Genomic DNA, 18696 nt, shown 5'->3' on the forward strand with positions numbered 1-18696 from the left:
TATAACCATTGAGTTATGTATTGGTCAAGCGGGAACGGAAGGGCGATGACGCTCCCTCGTCCCGCGGCGGATGTCCTGACGGCATGCGCCGAACCGCTGATCGGCATGTGCCGAGTGCGGCGATTATCTCTGCGGCTAACCTTTGTTGCCCACCCACGATCTCAGCGTGGTCAACAAGTCCGCAAGGGCGGGAATGATGTCGTTTTCGGTGGCGAAGTCGCGGCCGTATAAGGCCGACATCATTTGTACGCCGGCGATGTGGAGCGGGATCGGCACGTCGGCCGCCTTGGCCAGATAGACCGTCGGCCACAGACCGAACGGCACGTCCTCGGTAACGTACCGGCTGTCGAGCGTGGCGGGGGCTGCGACGTCGGCGCCGCGGGCGCTGAGCGAGGCCGCCTGCTCCGCCATGGTGGCGCCGTCCGCGGCGAAGGACAGCCGGAAATGCTCGTGCAAGGTCCGCACGCTCACGCCATAGGCGTCGGCAACGGCGAGACGCTCGCGGTCGAGCGCCTCCATCAGCCGGCCGACGGCGCCGGTGATATTGGCGTATTGCAGCCAGTGCTCGCCTTTTTCCATGCGGGTCAGGTTGCAGAGCGCGATGGCCAGGTGGTTCTGCGGATTGAGGTTGCTGAGCGCGATCGCCGCCAATTGGTCGCGCAGCACGAAACGGTCGCCGAACAGAGCGGTGCAGAGCGCCACACTCTCGGTGCCGGCGGAAGACGGCAGCACCGTCATGTCCACTTTCGCCCGCACATGGGAGACCAGGACCTCGGTCGCGCCGACCTGCCGGCCGGTCACGACGGTCGTGCCCCAGGCAATCACGTGCGGCGCCGGGCCATATTCGGCCCGCCGCTGCAGCAGGTAGAGCATGCTGAACGACATGTGAGAGCTGAACACGACCGGCTGGTCGGGCCGCAGATGGGGTGCTATCGCCTCGATCACCGCGCGATGGGCGTACCCCGGCACGGCAATATAAGCGACGTCCGCATCCTTGAGCGCCTCGGCACAGGTCTCTGCGACGGCCGGGCGGAACAGCCCCTCGATGGCGCCGCGCGCCTGCAGCGGAGCGCCGGCAGCCAGCGCGGCGGTACGGCGGCCGGATGGCGACCAGAGCACGGGCTGATGGCCGTCGCGCGCCAGCATCGCGGCGGTGGCGAAGGCGATGGAACCGGCCCCCAGAATGGCAACGCGCATCGCTCAGGCCTCCCTGGGGCGGATGGCCTCGCCCAACGGATGCATCAGCCGGTTGGCCCAGCCGAATACGGCGACGGACAGGGTGAGATCGAGAATTTCCAGCTCCGACAGGCCCGCGGCCCGCAGCGCCCGCACGTCGTCGCCCGTGGCCTGCGGGGGGTTGAGCGCCAGACGGGTGGCGTAGCCGACGATCGCCTGGTCGCGCGCGCCCAGCGCCGTCTCCGTGCCGTCGAACACCGCGGCGATGACGTCCGGCTGCTTTGCCAGGCCGATGTAGCGGCCGGCATGGACCGAGACGCAATAGATGCAGCGATTGACCACGGAGGCTGCCGTCGCCCCCAGCTCCCGCTCGGCGCGGGACAGGCCGCCGCGGCCGTACATGATGCCGTTGAACAGCGGCGTGCGCTGGCCCAATGATTCCGGATCATGCGCCAGCACCAGCACATAGTCGGAGATCTTGGTGTTCGACGGGGTCTCCTGCAGTGCCGCGCGCTGGGCGAGCGTTGCGTCGTCCAGCACGACGGGGGTGAGATAGGGGCGCCAGGCCAGCGGGTCGGCGGTGAAATCATGAACCACGTCGTTCACGGCGTTGCTCCCATCAGCCGCAAGCCGGCGATCAGGCGCAGCTGATAGCTGACGAAGGCGATCAGCTGCGACAGCCGGACGATGTCGCCCGTGGTTACGCCGGCGGCCTGCAGAGCCACGACATCGGCCGCCGTCGCGTCGCGCGGCGTGGTGGCGATCAGATCGACATGGCGCAGGATCGCGGTCGTCGCGGCATCTTGCCAGCTTGCATCGGTCTCGGGCAAGGCGCCGCCGGCCGTGTAATGCGCAGCCAGCTGGGCATCTCCGCCCAGCCGGGCGATGCGTGCCGCCAGCGCGAACCGCAGCGGCTGCGGCAGGCCGCCCGGATCCTGAGGCGTCAGCACCGCGTCGTAGTTCGCCTGGCTCGCCTGCATCAACGCAGCGCGGGCGGCCAATGCTTCTGCGATGGGCGATCCCGGCGCCACGTCGATCAGCTGTTCGATCACATTCGGCCTCAAAGCCACCTCCCGTCCAGCGGCGCACTCGTTCGACCCAGCGCACCTTGGCAATTCTGTATTAGATTTCCGGATAGCGCCATGTTCATAATCAGAACCATGGATAAACGAAATTTCGATATCCGACAGATCGAAACCTTTGCCGCCGTCATGTCGACCGGCAGCATTACCGGGGCTGCGCGGCTCACCGGACAATCGCAGCCGACCGTGACCCGCCTGGTGCAGGAGTTGGAAGCGGACATCGGCTTCAGCCTGCTGCATCGCGCCGGGCCGCGCATCACGCCCACCGCGAACGGCATCAGCTTCCATCAGGAGGTGGAGCGGGCGCTGATGTCGCTGGACCAGATGCGGGCCCAGGTCGAGGCGATCGTGCGGGCCGAGGCCGCGCCCTTGGCGATTGCCGCCATCCCGGCGCTCGCCGTCGGGATCGTGCCGGCGGTCCTTGCCCGGTTGGCCGAAACATTGCCGAACAGAGTTCAGCTCGACAGCGCGCCGGCGGAAGTCGTGGTGCAGTCGGTGCTGAGCGGACGCGCCGCGGTCGGGCTGACCAGCCTGCCGTTCGACCATCCCGGCCTCACCACCCACTGGGTCGGCCAAGCGCCCTGCGTGGCACTGCTCTCGTCCGACGACCCGCTGGCCGAGCTTCCCGTTCTGCCCTTGGCGGCGCTGGCGACGCGGCGGCTCCTGACCATGGCCAACCCGTTCCGGCTGCGCGGGCGCGTGCAGGCGGAACTGGACCGCCGGGGCATCGCCCCGGTGGCCCACCTGGCCACCAACACCACGATGAACGCCGCCCTGCTCGTCCGGGCCGGGCTTGGGGTCGCGGTGGTCGAGCCGGCCACCGCCTATGGCGCCCCGATCCAGGGCGTAGTGGTGCGACCGCTGGATGTGGAGATCCCCTTCCTGTGGGGCGTGGTGACGCCGGCCCGGCAACCCTGTTCGGCTCTCGTCACCGCTTTGATCGGCGCGGCGTACGAGAGCGCGACCGAACTGCTGCCGGGCTTTCGGCTCTGCGACCCGACGCACCGGGCGACGTCGGCCGAAGTCGAACCGACGATGGAGTATGGGGTATGACGGCGGCGGGGCTGCCGGCGCTCGAAGCGCGGCTGAAGCAGGATCTGGCCTATCTGGAGCTGCCGGCCAAAAGCTGGGTCCCGCAGCACCAGAAGGACGGGCGCACGGCGTATGACGTGGTGGTGGTCGGCGCCGGCATGTGCGGCCTGACCGCCTCGGCGGCGATGATCAATCTCGGCATCCGCAACATCGTGATGCTCGATGCCGCCCCCGCTGGCCTGGAAGGCCCCTGGGTGACCTTCGCGCGGATGCGGACCTTGCGATCGCCGAAAACGCTGACCGGCCCGGCACTGGGCCTGCCCGCGCTCACGTTCCGGGCCTATTACGAGGCCCGCTTCGGCGTCGAGGCCTGGACGGCGCTCGGCAAGATCCCGCGTCCGCTGTGGATGGAATATCTCGTCTGGTATCGCCGCGTGCTCAACCTGCCCGTGCTGAACGAGACCCGGCTGACCGGTCTGCGCCCCGTCGAGCAGGATTTGCTGGAACTGGACGTCGCGACCCCGGCCGGCCCGCAGCGCCTGCTGACCCGCCGGCTGGTCCTGGCCAATGGTCGGGACGCGCTGGGCGGCCCGTTCGTACCAGGGATCGCAGAGAGTATCGATCGGCGCTTCTGGGCGCATTCGGCGGAGGCGATCGATTTCGAGGCGTTGCGCGGGCGGGCGGTCGGCGTGGTTGGTGCCAGCGCCTCGGCGATGGACAATGCCGCGACGGCGCTGGAAGCCGGCGCCGGCAGCGTGGATCTGTTTGTCCGGCGGACGAAGCTGCCACGCATCAACAAGTTCACCGGGATCGGCAGCCCCGGCGTGGTGCATGGCTTCGCCGGCCTGCCCGACGATTGGAAATGGCGGTTCCTTCATTACGCGATGGCCGAGCAGACCCCGCCGCCGCGCGACAGCACGCTGCGCGTGTCGGCCCACGCCAATGCGCGGTTTCACCTGGGCAGCCCGCTGCTGCGGCTGGAACCGGCGGGCGACGCGCTGCGGGCGACCACGCCGAAGGGCAGCTATGATCTGGATTTCCTGATCTTCGCCACCGGCTTTCGCCAGGACCTGGACCGGCGGCCGGAATTCGCCGGTTTCGCCTCCTATATCCGGCTGTGGCAGGATCGTTTCCCGGCGCCGGACGGGCTCGACGACGAGGAACTGGCGACCTCGCCCGATCTCGGCCCGGCCTTCGAGTTCCAGGAACGCCAACCGGGCACCTGCCCGATGTTGCGGTACATTCATTGCTTCAACCATCACGCCACGCTCAGCCACGGCAAGCTGGCCGGCGATATTCCCGCCGTCAGCGAGGGCGCACAACGCCTGGCGCGCGGTCTGGCGCGATCCCTGTTCGTCGAAGACAGGAATTTGCACTATGCGGCCCTGCAGGCATTCGACACGCCGGAGCTGTTGGGCGATGAATGGCAGGATGCCGACGCACACCCCCGCACATCAGGAGATTAGCATGCGATACATTCGGTTCCGACGGCTCCTCCCTGCCGTTCTGCTCACGGGCCTCGGTCTCGCTGCCGCCGGAACCCCGCTGCATGCGCAGGAGGTGGACTCGGTCGTCAAGAAGCTGCAGGCCACGCACACCCTGACGATCGGCTATCGCGAAAGCTCTCTGCCACTCTCCTATCTGGGGCCGGACAACAAGCCGACCGGCTATGCCGTGGAATTCTGCCAGCGTATCGCCGAGGCCGCCAAGCGCGACCTGAAGCTGCCGACGCTCGACATCAACTATGTGCCCGTCACGATCCAGACGCGCCAGGCACTGATCGCCAACGGTACGGTCGATATCGTCTGCGACGGCACAGTGCGTACCTGGGCGCGGTCCAAGCAGGTCGCCTTCACGCCGATCCACTGGACGTCCGCCGAACAGCTGCTGGTGCTGAAAAGCTCCGGCATCAAGACTCTGGCCGATCTGAAGGGCAAGATCGTCATCATCGCCACCGGCGGCACCAGCGAGCCGACGGTGAAGCATCTGCTCGACGACGAGCACATGGATTTCCGCCTGATGCGGGTCAGCGACCATCCGGCGGCGCTGCTGGCGCTGGAAAGCCACCGCGCCGACGCCTATCTCAGCGACAATGCGGCGTTCTATGCCTTGATCAAGTCGTCGCAACATCCGGAAAACCTCGCTATCGTCGGACCGGAGCTGAGCTACCAGCCGGAGGCGCTGATCATTCCGCTGAACAACCCGGGTTTCGCCTGGATCGCCGGGCACGAGATGTCCGCCATGTTCAAGAATGGGGACGCGGAGAAGCTGGTGCAGAAATGGTTCAGCCCGTTCGGCATCGGCGTCGGCCCGAAACTGCGGGGCGCTTGGGACACCTACTCCTTCCCGGAATGAGGCAGCCACGGGACGCTGAGGCATGAACTACAACTGGGACTGGGGCATCCTGCTGCAGTCGCCCAATGCGGCGCTGCTGGTCGAGGGCGTGGCCTGGACGCTCGGCGTGACGGCGCTCAGCTGGACGATCGCGCTGGCGGTCGGCAGCGTCGTCGGCCTGACGCGCAGCCTGGCCTGGGCGCCCGGGCGGATCGCGGCGACCGCCTTCGTGGAGGTGTTTCGCAACGTGCCGCCGCTGGTGCAGCTGTTCCTGTGGTTCTTCGTGTTTCCGGAGGTCGTGCCGGACCAGGTCGGCCTCTGGATCAAGCGTGACCTGCCGTTGCCGGAGGTCACCACCTCGGTCGTCTGCATCGGCCTGTTCAGCGCGGCACGCGTCGCCGAGCAGGTGCGCGCCGGGATCGAGCTGGTGCGGGCCAGGCTGTTGCCGGCGGCCCTGGCCACCGGCCTGCGGCCGACCCAGGCCTATCGGCTGGTCGTGCTGCCGGTGGCGATGCGCAGCATCATCGGCCCGCTGACGTCCGAATTGCTGATCGCGACGAAGATGTCCTCGATCGGGCTGACCATCGGCGTGCTGGAGCTGACGGCACAGAGCCAGCGCATCGCCAACGACACCTTCCACGGGTTCGAAGCCTATGGCGCCGCGACCGTCAGCTATCTGGTGATCGGGCTGGCGATCACCGGCGTCATGCATCTGCTGGCGGTCTGGCTGCGCGTTCCCGGCCTGCAGGCGGCCTGATCGTTGGGCTCACTCGATTTCAGCGTCGTCTGGACGAACCTCGGCTTCTTGGGCAACGGCCTGGCGCTGAGCGCGCTGCTGGTGGTCGTGAGTTCCGTGGGCGGCATGATCCTGGGCGGCGGGCTGGCGGCGCTGCGCCTGTCGCGCCATCGCATCCTGCGGCTGCCGGCCGGCGCCTATGTGACGGTCATCCGCTCGGTCCCGCTGATCCTCGTGCTGTTCTGGTTCTATTTCATGCTGCCGCTCTGGACGGGGCACACCATCGGCGCCTTGCCGTCGGCCTTGATCGCCTATGTGATGTTCGAGGCGGCGTTCTATTGCGAGATCATCCGAGCCGGCGTTCGTGCCGTGCCGCCGGGTCAGTCGATGGCGGCGGCGGCCACCGGCCTTCGCCCGTGGCAGATGATGCGCCTGGTCGTGCTGCCGCAGGCGCTCGTCGCCATGGAGCCGCTGCTGGTGAACCAGGTGGTCATCCTGTTCCAGGACACGGCACTCGTTTATGTCGTGGCGCTGCGTGATTTCCTGACGGCGGCCAGCGTGATCGCCAGCCGGGACGACCGGCCCGTGGAATTGTACGGCTTCGTTGCCGTGGTCTATTTCGTCATCTGCCTGGCCGGGTCACAGCTCGCCGGCCGTCGGCGGGGAGAGGTGATCCAGTGAGCGAACCCGCCATGGTCGTGCTCGACCGCGTCAGCAAATCATACGGGCGCACGCCCGTGCTTCAGGACTGCTCGACCCGGGTGACCAAAGGCCAGGTGATGGTCGTGTGTGGGCCTTCGGGCTCCGGCAAGAGCACGATGATCAAATGCGTCAATGGGCTGGAGCCCTACCAGAGCGGCAGCATCACCGTGGACGGCGTCACGTTGGGACCCAAGACCGACCTGCCGACGCTGCGGGCGCGCATCGGCATGGTGTTCCAGCATTTCGACCTCTATCCGCATATGAACGTGCTGCAGAACATCTGCCTGGCGCAAATCCACGTGCTGAAACGCACCCGTGCGGAAGCGGAAGCCCGCGCCCTGCAACTGCTGCGCCGGGTGGGCCTGCCCGACAAGGCCGCGAGCCGGCCTGCGACGCTGTCCGGCGGGCAGCAGCAGCGGGTGGCGATCGCCCGCGCGCTGGCGATGGACCCGGCCGTGATGCTGTTCGACGAGCCGACGTCGGCACTCGATCCGGAGATGGTCAGCGAGGTGCTGGACGTCATGCAGGACCTGGCACAGGACGGCATGACGATGATGGTCGTAACCCACGAAATGGGCTTTGCGCGCCGCGTGGCGCATCGTGTGCTGTTCCTGGATCAGGGGCGTGTGCTGGAAGACGCCGACAAGGATGCCTTCTTCGCCGAGCCCGGTACGGAACGCGCCCGCCAGTTCCTCTCGAAAGTGCTGCATCATTAGCTGAAGGCGCCGTCGGGACGCCGCCGCCTCCTACGTCCGGAATCCCGGATAGGCGAAGGCGCCGGCGAAGCGGCCGGCGGTGACGGGCGCCGTCTCGCCGGGCAGGGTCATGTAGACGAAGCATTCCGCAGCGCCGGACGGCTTAGAAATCATTGTCGAGGGCCTTCGGGCTCCAGGCGTGCAGGCGCTCGCGGCCTCTGGCCAGGAGACGACCTTCCTCGTCGGCTTCGGGATCGGCGACCTGCGCCAGTTGCTCGCTCAGGCCGAAGGCCCAGAGCAGTCCGACATAAATGGCGATGCCCGTTGACGGCTTGCCCCTCTCGGCATCGGCGACGACATGGCGGTCTTCGCCGCGACATCCTCGATCGACAGGTTCCGGCGCAGCCGTGCGGTGCGAAGATTGCTACCGAGTGTCTTCAGGGCCTGATCGACCGGATAGGGCGGCGCCACCAGGAGAGAGTTGCGGGCGGACATGGTTCTTCAAGTCTCCCGAGACAGCCGTATCGGTATCCTGAGGCACCATAACCCTATGGATGGCGAGTTCCAACCATTGTCGTCTCAAGGCTACATCGCATAGGACCAGGTCGCCTTGAGATTCCATAACGAGCCAGGCAGTGAAGCCATCGAGCTCTGCCCGGACGGCGGCCGGCATCAGCCTCCGACCGTGGTGCCGAGGGCCGCTGCCTGCTCGGTTGGTCCGGCCAGGGCGCGCAATGCCGCAATCCGCGCCATGAGAGCGGTGGCGTCGTCGGCGGGCAGCATGCGGCGGGCGAGGGTGCCGGCCTCGTCGCCACGCCCCGCAAGGCCGAGCACCAGCACCAGGTTGCGCATATGGCGAGCTCCGGCCAGCGGCGATGCCGCCACGGCGCGCATCATGTCCACCGCGCGCGTGCCGTCGCCGGTCAACGCCAGGGAGAGGGCGTAGTCGCTCCTGAGGTCCACGTCGTCGGGCGCGGTGCGAAGCGCCGCCTCATAGATGCTTCTGGCTTCTTCATGCTTGCCGGTCAGGTCGAGGGCGACGCCGAGATTGCGATGAGCCCGGAGATCGCCCGGCGCCAGGCCGGCCGCACGCTGCAGCGGCTCGACCGCCGCTGCCGGCCGACCAAGCGCGATGTCGGCGCTGCCCAGGCCGACCAGGGCCGTCTCGTCGTCCGGCGCCCGCTCGCTTGCCATCCGGTAGGCTCCGCTCGCCTGCTCGAAGGCGCCGGTCGCCATCAACGCATCACCCAGCTTGACGAGCAGGGCGGCGGCGGCTGGCGTCGTGGCCGACACGGCCTGACGGTAGAACGCGATCGCGGTGACCAGATCGCCCCGGGCGCGGGCGTCATCGGCGACACGCACGAGACCTTCGCTCGACGCCTTTTCCGACGGCGGCGACAGGTCGTCCTTCCGCGTCGAACCGGGCGTGGAGCAAGCCGCGATCGATAGTGCCAACGTCATGGCGATGGCGGACGACGCGAGCAACCGCAACGGCGGTCGGCGGCTCATGCCGGCTGGCGCAGGGCGACCGGGGCCATGATCGCGCTGGTCGAGGCGGCTTCCGCGATCAGCCAGTTGCGCAGCCTCGCGACATGGGCATCCCGTTCGATCATCGGCGCGCCGGCAAGATAGATCGCCTGACCGCATGGGACGGCGTGGCTGAAGGGCATGACCAGCCGCCCTTCGGCAATTTCGTCGACGACGAGCGAGTGCCGTACCAGTGCCACGCCGATCCGATGCAGGGCCGCATCGACCAGCAGCGACGCGTTGCGAAAGCCGATCGCGTGGGAGAGTCCGCCCGCATCGATCCCGGCCTTTCGAAGCCAGTTGCCGGGGTCGCTGCGACCGGCATGCAGCGCTTCCTGGCCGCCTTCGTGCAACAGCTTCACGCGCAACAGGTCCTGTGGGTGGAACAGGCGGAATTTCGTCTGGAAATCCGGCCGGCAGACCGCGATCAGCTCGTCGTCGACGAGCCGGACCATGCCCGGCTCCTCCCGGTCGGCCAGCCGGATCGACAGGTCCGTGTCGTGATGGGCGGCCGGATCGCTTTCGTCATGGACGATCAGCGCCACCTCGATTTCGCCGAGCGCCGTCATCAACCGGTCGAATCGCGGGATCAGCCAATGCTGGGCAAAGGCGTTGAATACGGTCAACCGAACGGCCGTCACCGGACGCTGCGCCCAGTCTGCTGCCTCGGTCAGGCGGCCGATGACCTCCCGAACGGTCATCAGATAGCGCGCGCCGGCGGCCGACAGGCGGAACTGGCCGTTCTCGCGCACGAAGAGCAGAAAGCCCAGGTGCTCCTCGAGTCCTTTCAGCCGGATGCTCACCGCCGCCTGGGTAATGCATAGTTCTTCCGCGGCACGGCTGACGCTTTGCAGCCGCGCGACAGCCTCGAAAGCTTCGAGCGAACGTATTGATGGAGGGCGTCTGCTCACGATCAGTCCTCGCCTGGTTCATGACGCTAAGCCGCCGGCGGAACCGCAAAAGGACGCGGCATGCCGTACAACGATCGGATTGGCCATCACAAAGGATTCGCGGCTTACCGGCATCGCCGGACGCACGTCTTCCTGGCCACAAAGTTCGAAGGAACAACCCTTCGGGGTGTTGCCTGACAAAGCCCGGCACCCTTCCCGAAGCGTCCGCCGCGACCTCTGGAGGCCTCGGTCGACGCAGGCATACGGTTACTGGTTCGTTAACAGACGGCAAATCAAGGGATATCAAAATTTCCAAAGCGATCGGCGGTCGGATTCGCCAAAGACCGCCAAAACATTGGAATTACGCGATTCTTTGTGTTGGAATGTCCTTAAAATGCCACACCGGACCTTCTCGTCATCTGGCGAATCTGTCGTGGCTCACTATCTTGAATGGGCTGCGCGCGTCTCCGGCAGCGGAGGCGTGGAACACCGTGGTTTAGCCCTCACCAAAGAGCGGATGATGACTGCAGCAGAACTCTGCTTTGCCTTTGGCCCGTTTCGCCTGCTGCCGAACCGGCGTCTGCTCTTGCGGGGCGAGCTTCCGGTGACGATCGGCAGCCGAGGCTTCGATATCCTGGTCAGCCTGATCGAGCATCGCAACGCGCTGGTCGACAAGGAGCGGCTGAAGCGGCTGGTATGGCCGAACGCAACGGTCGCCGACCATAATCTGACCGTCCATGTCTCGAGCTTACGCAAACTGCTCGACGAGGATGGCTCTCGCTACATCGCGACGGTCCCCGGCCGCGGCTATCGCTTCATCGCACCGGTCGAGGCGGTGGCGGCGGCTCCGGCCGCCCCGCCGCCGGCCGCATCGGGCAACGATAATCTGCCGCTGCCGCTGACCCGCCTCATCGGTCGTGCCGCCGATCTGCACCAGCTGCGAGCCACCGTGGCGGAAAGCCGGCTGGTCACGATCGCGGGTGCGGGCGGCATCGGCAAGACGCACTTGGCGCTCGAAGCGGCCCGGCAGCTGAGCGGCGACTATCCCGACGGTATCTGGCTGGTCGAACTGGCCACGACGACCGAACCGGAACTGGTGCCGACGGCGATCGCCGCCGCCTTGCGGATGGAAATGAGCCGTACCGACGGGCTGGATGGGGTCACCCGCTTTCTGCGCGACAGGCGGGCGCTCATCGTGCTCGACAATTGCGAACATCTGCTGGAGGCAGTCGCCCGAGCGTGCGAACTGATCCTCAGGGCCTGTCCGGAGGTCGGCATCCTCGCGACCAGCCGCGAACCGCTGCGCGGCGAGGGCGAGCGGGTCTATTGGCTGCCGGCGCTGGCCGTGCCCCTGACGTCGGAAGGGCTGACCGGCACCGCTGCCCTCGGCTATGCGGCGATCGAGTTGCTGATCGAGCGGACGCGCTTTGCGCTCGGTCATTTCGATCTGGCCGACGGCAATGCGCCGGCGCTCGCGGAAATCTGCCGCCGGCTGGACGGCATCCCGCTGGCATTGGAACTGGCGGCGCCGCTGTTGCGCGTCATGACGGCCGCTGAACTCGCCGCCCGCCTGGACGATCGCTTCAGCCTGCTGACCGGTGGCCGGCGAACGGCATTGCCGCGTCAGCAGACGCTCAAGGCTGCCATCGACTGGAGCTACGACATGCTGAGCGAGGCGGAGCGAACGCTGCTGCGCCGGCTGTCGATCTTCGCCGGCGTCTGGACGATCGATGCCGCGGTTTCGGTCGTCGCCGGCGATCCGCTGGCCCCCGGCGACATCTTCGATCTGGTCGCCTCGCTCGCCGACAAATCGTTGCTGACGGTCGATCTCACCGGCGCCGAACCGCTCTACCGCCTGCTGGAAACGACCCGGCAGTATGCCGCCGAGAAGCAGGCGGAGGCCGGCGAGCCCGATCACTATGCAGCACTCGCGCAATGGCTCGTGGCGCGGGGCTACGCGGCCGAACGGGATTGGCAGGTCACCGGCGATCGTCCGTTCCATGCGCGGTATGCCGCGGACGTGGAAAACCTGCGCGCGGCCCTGAACTGGTGCTTCGGTGCGGCCGGCGATGCGGCACTCGGCCTCGAATTGGTCGGTGTCGCCTATGCCCACTGGAGCGCGCGCTCGCTGTTTTCGGAACGGCGCCGCTGGCTCGACAAGGCGGTGGCCCGCCTCACGCCCGCGACACCGCCAGGCGTCGTCGCGCGCCTGTGGTACGGATGGAGCTTCGCCTTCAGCCTCAACGACCCTGCGGGCCTGGAACCGACGCTGCGCGCGGCGGCTCTGTTTCGGGAAATCGGCGATCAGATCGGCCTTGCCCGGGCACTGGTGCGCGGCGCTTCGGCTGCGGCCGGATCGGGCGATCTCGCCGATGCCGAAGCTTATCTGAGGGAGGCAGAGCCGATCCTGGCGCCCCGCGGATCCAGCCGCATTCTCGCCGTGTGGTTTCGAACCGTCGGCGAGATCGGCTATCTCGCCGGCGATTTCGCGGCCGCGCGCCGCGCGTTCATCGCCGGCGCGGAGATCGCCCGCACCATCGGCAGTCCCCGCACCCTCCTGGACATTCGCGTCAGCCTGGCGGAGCTGGAGTTCAGCGCGGGCTCCGTCGCCCGGGCAATCGAAATCGCCCGCGAGGCGCTCATGGATTTCGACGAGTTGCCCGACCGTTACGACGGCATGATCCGCGCGACGTCCAACCTCGCCGCCTATCTGCTGGCGGCGGACGAGTTCAGCGAGGCGCGCTGCCTGTCCGTGCGCAGCCTGGAGGCCGCCCGGATCCAAGGCCTTCATTCCGCCTATGTCTGGATGATCGAGCGGTGCGCCCTGATCGTGCTGGAACAGGGGCGTCCCGAGCAAGCCGCCCGGTTGCTCGGCTATACCAACTCCTTCCTGGCCGACAAGCGAACCGGTCGCCGGCCTACGGAGCGCTATATCGTCGAACGCCTTTCGAGTTCGCTGCATCGTGTCCTTCCGCCAGCCGCCCTCCGACATGCCATGGACGAGGGTGCACTCTGGCCGCGGGAGCGTGCCCTGGCCGAAGCCCAGAAGATCTGAGCTCGTCTGAGAAGGTTCGAAGAGCGTCGCTCAGGGATGCTGTGACGCGGCGGGCTTGGGCAACGTGATCGACTGCCCGGGGAAAATGAGATCGTCGTTTGCAATCTGAGGGTTGGCTTTCTCCAACGCGGACAGTGTCACTCCTGCGTTCTGGGCGATTTCGGTCAGCGTCTCGTCTCGTCGAACGATATGCGGCTTCGGCGGCGCAACGGGCGGCGGGGGCGGCGGGGGCGGCGGCGGAGACGCCGGCGGGGCCGGGTGGTGCGGTGGCGGCTGCACCGGCGTGGTCGGCGGTGTCACAGGCGGAGTCGTCTTCGCTGCGGCGGGCGCCGTGAGCGCCCGGTAGACGGAAAACAGGTTGACGGCGAGGGCCGCGATGCCAACGGTCAGCGTGACCGTGGTTTTCTTGTATTTTCCTTGCCGCTGAACGCGGGCGCTCGCCTGGGTCTTGGTGAATTCGACATATTTGCTCTTCCCGATCGGCAGCGGCCTGCCATGGCTTTTCGCCGTGGTGGCGTCGGTCGGGCGCGTCGTCGGCAAGTCCGCGGGCTTCTGGCGTGTGATGATCAGCTTTTCATCGGGCGAGCGTTCGCTCAGGAATTTGGTGCCGTCCATCTGCTTGCTGGCCGAGCCGAAAACGCGCTTATCATCGGCGTCGTACGTGGCCTCGTACCAGTTCAACTCCTTGCCGTCGCCGCGCGTGGCATAGCCGACCAGCTTGTCGTCCCGATAGATGGAAATGTTTTCGGGTGCCTTTGTGCTCAGGCGGTAAAGCGCCCCGTTCAGCCCGATCAGGACGGTGTCCGTCACGATGGCAGTCGGGGAAGGATGCGCGGTCTGTAATTTCGCGATCGCATCGGTCCCATAGCCGACGATGTACGCGTTGGACCCGATACCATCCATCCATTTCTTGATCTTCTTCATCCGCGCCGTGGTCTCGTATTTGGCATCGGACGTTCGGGCGATGGCGGTTTCCATGGCGCTCGATACGAGGGCCATGACGGTACCGGTCGAATTGGCCGCGGCTGTCGCGGCCGTCATGGTCAGACCGACCACTTTGGGAACCGAACTCGCCAGACTGACGCCCCAGGTGGTGATGAACAGCGAGCGGACCGTGACGCCGAATTTCGTCTTTGGATTGAACGGGTCCGCTGCGGCGCTCGGAATACCGGACTCGGCCTCCACCGCCTTGAAGTAGTCGGCGACCGATTGGGACAGCTTGTCCCTGGCGGGCTGGTCGAATGTCCCCTGGTCGGCCTTCGACCGGGCCTGATGCAGCAGTCCCAGCAGCGTCCGGGTGTGTTGGGTGATCACGGTCAGGGATTCGGGCGCGGTGCCGCGGCGGCTCAGATGTCCGACCAGATAGCGGTGATAGTTGTTGATAATGTCGGTCGCACTTTCCAGGCGAACCGATTTCACCTCGTCGAGGGTGTGATCCTGAAACTGCTTCCTCATCTTCGAGGCATTCAGGGAATAGCGCAACAGCGATCCGAAGGTAGTGGTCTTGCTGAAGTCACGGACATTGGGAACGAGAGTTTCAGCCAGGTAGCCCACGGTACCGATCCCGAGGAACCCTACCGTCTTGGCCACCGTCGCGACCTTGCTGCGGCCGCTCCGGTAGGTTCTGGAATACCAGACCGGGCCGTTCGTTCCGTCCATGCGCACATAGCCCAGCGGCTTGCCGGAGCCGTCTGCCGGAAAGGCGTAGAAACGGTCGCTCGAACCGGAAGTGCCCGCCGTGGCGCGCACGTCGTCGAGGGTGAGCAGCGGCCGGCCGGCCAGGGGTTTGTTCAGGCCCTTCTTCGGCGCGTCCGAAGCCTGAGCGAAGCGGACGTCGTCGAACTTGCCGTCGAAGTCTTTTGTGGTCGGCGGCAGGGTGATGCTGGGTGTCTTGAGCGTGGCGGCATCGGGGAAGGGATCGGGAAACAGCCGCTCCTTGTGCAGACCGACCTTCGCGGCGGCGGTCAGGTAGGCGCTGACGCCGCCGAGGAATGCGCCATTGACTATTCGTTGACCGATACCCGGCTTTTCCGAGCTCTGCTTGCTGCGCACGTAGGCGCGCGAAAGGGTCCGGTGGCGGTGGCCGTTCAGCAGCCGTGGCTCGCTGTCGTAGGCGATCGGGCGGCTCGTCGTCGTCTCGGAGGTCGACGACGGGCCTTGCTGGTCGCGCCACGCGATCTGGCCCGCGATGTTGTCGTTGATCTGCTTGCCGAGCGCCAAGCGTTCGGCATAGGTGCCGCCGCCGTGTTCGATCACGATGGTACTGATGTCCTGCGGCAATCCGGACGCCACCCGGCCGCGGGTCAGATCGATCGCGTCATTATAATCCTCGGGTGACATGCCGCCATAGATCTGTCCGGTGACGACTCCATTCTTGAGTTCATCGAAGCGCGCGGTGAAATCGACATTGCCGTACGGGATTCGGCTGCCGGTTGGGCTGACGCCGGCCGCGGCGTCCATATCGACATGGACCGCGATCTTCTTCGGCGTGACGCCGATGTTGCTGAAATTGCCGCCGGCCGGATCGGTATTTTGCAGCGCGATATGTAGGGGAACGGCGGCAAACGTCCCGTTCGTCCTTCCCTGATCGGGATCGGTGAGGGTTTTTTTAGCCCGATTCGTCGAGAAGTCCGCTTCGACGATCGGCGTGATGATGCCGTAGTGCCGGTCCTGGGTTTTCGGGTTGATCCAGCTGACGAGGTCCAACTCGGCCGCGGCTCCGTCGCCCAGCGCCGCCCGATAGATCTTGCTGACGGCCACGGCGTTGCGTGCGTTGTATTCGCCGGTGTCGTGGGCGACATCCGACTGCCACATCCATTTGACCAGATAGAGCCGGTTCTTCGTGCCCAGCACGCCCGAGACGTCGCGCAGAACGCCGCCCGGCCAGCGTCCGCCCGGCTTGTCCTCGGCCGGTTTCATCTGGCCCGAGGTGATGGCCGCCTCGATGTCGAAACCGGCGGCACGGGACGGCACATAAGCGTCGTACGCGAAGCCACTCCCTCTGCCGATCGTGTCCCGGCCGTGGGCGTCGGTGACGACGACGTAGCGTGCCGAAGCGACAGGGCTTTCCGGCGTAAAATAGGTTTTCCGCGCCTGTCTTACCGCCTTGCGCTTCCCGGTCGTCCCGCGCTCGACGACGATCGTACCGTCCTGCCCTATCCTGGCGCGCGCGCGGGACCCGCTTCCGAGTCGGCTGGGCAACGCTTCGGGCCCCGCGGTTTCGTAGACGAAAATCTGCGTGCCGGGCCTCAGGGCGCCGTCGCTCGCGGCATCGACCAGATCCTGTATATGGTCGCCATAGACGACAAGCGGGCGGGAGCCATTTGCGATCGTGTGTACGGTAGCACCGGTCGGCGCCGCCGGATCCTGGGCACCCCGTATCGGCCATACCGGCCCGCGCTTCACCATGCCGACGGCGAGCCCGCCATTGGTCGGGTGGACCGCGGCGTATCCCATGGGAAGATCGGTGGCGTCGGTCAGGACGAGCGACTGGTATGGGCCCTGCGGTCCGGCATTGGGATCGACCACGAGATACGCGTCCGTTCCGGCCGGCTTGGTCTGTTCGCCCTGGGCGGTTTGGATCCGGGCCTTCTGATCGACCGGATAGCCCATGTCCGACAGCCGAACCATCGGAACGGCGGCGCCATCGGGATGGGAGTATTTCTTGAAGGGCGTGCCTTCGATGGGCGCCTCGGACAGGCTCGCCGCCGGGACGAACGAATAGACCCGCGGCGTAGCGGCCGATGCCGTCGCGCTCTCCGGCTCGATCGAATTTGCACTTGTGAGCGGTTCCGCCGTCGATACGGAGGATCTCGCTACCAGCACGGCTTTTGCCAGGGTAATATAGTGGTCGATCAAATACAGATGCTGTTTTAGGATATTCGGAACACGCTGCGCAGACGCAGGATCTGTAAGATCGAACGTTCCGTCCGAGTGTATAAGGAATTGCAAATCTGAGATATATACCTTTTCACCGATCATCCATTCTCTTGTTTCTTCGAGACTTTTGGCGCTCTTTTCGGTGAAAGGGGTAACGTCATTGACATATGTATTTCTGAATCCGCCCCACAGATTTGGACGCCTCTCGAGCGACCGGTCATCCGTTGCATAGGAGTCCATCACGAGGGCAAAGTGACCAAACACCTTCGTAATTCCGTGGATCGCCGCTAGATGAGGCGGCTTCCACGAAGCAATCATCCGGATCAAATCGACCATCTTTTGAGGAGTATCGCGGAGTGTCGCAGACGGACCATCGTCTCTGTATACGACTACAGCCTTGTCAGTTCCGAGCTGGAAGGTCGTCTTTCGTCCGCCGGCACCGCGGAATTGACCTAAATATTCTTCCGCGCGAATAGGACGTCGGACCCCATCATCGCCAGTTAGGTACAGCCTATCATCCGCTTCATCGAGCGTGATCGTGCCGCCGGATCTCATCTCGATCGGTTTCGGACTCAGTATTTCCCACTCAGTCGGTGCGTCGATTTTAGGTGTGAACACTGTTTCCCTAGTAATATTTGAGATCTGCTGTGCCAGATTTTGTGTAACTTTGGAAGGGGAAGTAAAATACAAAGCGATGGGTTGTGGTTGATCTCCTTCCCATTCATAGTAGAATTTACTTTGAAGAATGAATTCATGAGGAGTTTTATTCAACATTTCGTCTGCGAAATTTATCCGCGCAGCGCCCTGAATCGGTTGATTCTTGAGTACCGGTCCGAGACTGGCATCAAGGGCACGAATCCTTACTTGGCGTGCCATTTCTGTCGGTGAAGCGATGCCGCAGACATTGCAGTAGCCGTCATCGATCTGGCCGTTGCAATCGGCTTCCTGGCAAATGTCCGTCTCGCTGCTGGTCGCACTGTTGAGCGCCGGCGCATCGTGCGTCGAATTCGATTCGGCCGGCTTCACGCCGCCTCTGCCCCGGGTCCCGTGCTTACCGTCGGCGACCGGGCGGCCCGTTGACGGCGTGCCATTTCCAGCATCGACCAGACTATCGTCGCTCACGGTTACGACCGAGGGCGTGGTGCGCGATGTCGTCGTATCGACGGCCGACGTTCCGGTCGATGTTGACGCCACGCCGGAATCGGCATGGTCTTCCTCTGCCGCCAATTCGCTGAGGTCCGCGGCACTCTGCCGTTCGCCCGAACGGGCCGAAGTCTGGTTGTGGTCGGCTTCGTCGGCCTGCTTGGAATTGGCGGCGGATCCGGTGATGACGGTCGTAACCAGTGCGGTGATGGCCGATGCGGCCACGATCGGGGCGGTAACCGGCGGCTCCTCGTCGGTCGCGTCCGGCTCTTCCGCCGGGGAGGCCCCCGGATCATTGGCGGCGGGCGGATGGTTGCCTGTAGCGACCGGCTGCGTCGTTCCGTCGTCGGAGACGGTGGCCCGGGTGCCGGTGCTCAGCGTCGGCAGGCTGAGGGTCCAGGACGCTGCCTGGTCGGTCGCGGCCGCCGGTCTGCCGCCGGTCGTC

At 65.8% G+C, this 18696-nt stretch carries 15 protein-coding genes; 8 read left to right on the forward strand and 7 right to left on the reverse strand.

Annotation, left to right across the window (positions count from 1 at the left end; genetic code table 11):
* Positions 1-135 precede the first annotated feature (135 nt).
* From VGV37_RS03840 to VGV37_RS03850, 3 genes are read right to left on the reverse strand one after another with little or no spacing between them, the layout of a single operon-like run.
* A complete protein-coding gene (locus VGV37_RS03840; protein ID WP_326878294.1) occupies positions 136-1197 on the reverse strand; it encodes an NAD/NADP octopine/nopaline dehydrogenase family protein in 1062 nt (353 codons plus the stop codon).
* 3 nt (positions 1198-1200) lie between these two features.
* On the reverse strand, positions 1201-1782 hold the full coding sequence (locus tag VGV37_RS03845) for a peroxidase-related enzyme (RefSeq protein ID WP_326878295.1): 582 nt from the start codon (positions 1780-1782) through the stop codon (positions 1201-1203).
* Entirely contained in the window at positions 1779-2240 is a 462-nt protein-coding gene (locus VGV37_RS03850; RefSeq protein WP_326878296.1) for a hypothetical protein, read from the reverse strand. The genes VGV37_RS03845 and VGV37_RS03850 overlap by 4 nt, the downstream gene beginning before the upstream one ends.
* Positions 2241-2318: 78 nt before the next feature.
* Between VGV37_RS03850 and VGV37_RS03855 the strand changes: the two genes are divergently transcribed.
* Genes VGV37_RS03855 through VGV37_RS03880 form a run of 6 tightly spaced genes read left to right on the forward strand, consistent with a single transcriptional unit; the run spans position 2319 to position 7778 of the window.
* Positions 2319-3311 carry a LysR family transcriptional regulator gene (locus VGV37_RS03855; RefSeq protein ID WP_326878297.1) on the forward strand — a complete coding sequence of 331 codons (993 nt, stop codon included), beginning with the start codon at positions 2319-2321 and terminating at the stop codon, positions 3309-3311.
* A complete protein-coding gene (locus tag VGV37_RS03860) occupies positions 3308-4756 on the forward strand; it encodes an NAD(P)/FAD-dependent oxidoreductase (protein WP_326878298.1) in 1449 nt (482 codons plus the stop codon). The genes VGV37_RS03855 and VGV37_RS03860 overlap by 4 nt, the downstream gene beginning before the upstream one ends.
* Before the next feature lies 1 nt (position 4757).
* The gene (locus VGV37_RS03865; protein WP_326878299.1) at positions 4758-5645 is read left to right on the forward strand and encodes an amino acid ABC transporter substrate-binding protein; all 888 of its coding nucleotides are present in this window, start codon (positions 4758-4760) and stop codon (positions 5643-5645) included.
* A gap of 22 nt (positions 5646-5667) precedes the next feature.
* Positions 5668-6381, forward strand: a complete 714-nt coding sequence (locus VGV37_RS03870; protein WP_326878300.1) for an amino acid ABC transporter permease — start codon at positions 5668-5670, stop codon at positions 6379-6381.
* A 3-nt stretch (positions 6382-6384) separates the two neighbouring features.
* Positions 6385-7041: an amino acid ABC transporter permease gene (locus VGV37_RS03875; protein WP_326878302.1), complete on the forward strand. Its 657-nt coding sequence runs from the start codon at positions 6385-6387 to the stop codon at positions 7039-7041.
* Positions 7042-7052: 11 nt separating this feature from the next.
* On the forward strand, positions 7053-7778 hold the full coding sequence (locus tag VGV37_RS03880; RefSeq protein ID WP_349256454.1) for an amino acid ABC transporter ATP-binding protein: 726 nt from the start codon (positions 7053-7055) through the stop codon (positions 7776-7778).
* Positions 7779-7808: 30 nt separating this feature from the next.
* On the opposite strand, the gene VGV37_RS03885 is transcribed toward VGV37_RS03880, so the two are convergent.
* The gene (locus VGV37_RS03885) at positions 7809-7931 is read right to left on the reverse strand and encodes a hypothetical protein (protein WP_326878304.1); all 123 of its coding nucleotides are present in this window, start codon (positions 7929-7931) and stop codon (positions 7809-7811) included.
* Positions 7932-7956: 25 nt separating this feature from the next.
* On the opposite strand from VGV37_RS03885, the gene VGV37_RS03890 reads away from it, so the two are divergent.
* Entirely contained in the window at positions 7957-8085 is a 129-nt protein-coding gene (locus tag VGV37_RS03890; protein WP_326878305.1) for a hypothetical protein, read from the forward strand.
* Positions 8086-8429: 344 nt separating this feature from the next.
* On the opposite strand, the gene VGV37_RS03895 is transcribed toward VGV37_RS03890, so the two are convergent.
* Both VGV37_RS03895 and VGV37_RS03900 read right to left on the reverse strand, forming a co-directional pair.
* Complete coding sequence (locus tag VGV37_RS03895) at positions 8430-9266, reverse strand: tetratricopeptide repeat protein (RefSeq protein WP_326878306.1); 837 nt, start codon at positions 9264-9266, stop codon at positions 8430-8432.
* Positions 9263-10195, reverse strand: a complete 933-nt coding sequence (locus tag VGV37_RS03900) for a LysR family transcriptional regulator (protein ID WP_326878307.1) — start codon at positions 10193-10195, stop codon at positions 9263-9265. Before VGV37_RS03900 ends, VGV37_RS03895 begins: the two co-directional genes overlap by 4 nt.
* 499 nt (positions 10196-10694) lie before the next feature.
* On the opposite strand from VGV37_RS03900, the gene VGV37_RS03905 reads away from it, so the two are divergent.
* Complete coding sequence (locus VGV37_RS03905; RefSeq protein WP_326878309.1) at positions 10695-13229, forward strand: ATP-binding protein; 2535 nt, start codon at positions 10695-10697, stop codon at positions 13227-13229.
* 30 nt (positions 13230-13259) lie between these two features.
* Here the strand turns inward: VGV37_RS03905 and VGV37_RS03910 are convergent, their stop codons facing one another.
* Positions 13260-18476: a LysM peptidoglycan-binding domain-containing protein gene (locus VGV37_RS03910; protein ID WP_326878310.1), complete on the reverse strand. Its 5217-nt coding sequence runs from the start codon at positions 18474-18476 to the stop codon at positions 13260-13262.
* Between the last annotated feature and the right edge of the window lie 220 nt (positions 18477-18696).

It is taken from the genome of Aliidongia sp. (assembly GCF_035943795.1).
Lineage (GTDB): Bacteria > Pseudomonadota > Alphaproteobacteria > ATCC43930 > CGMCC-115725 > Aliidongia.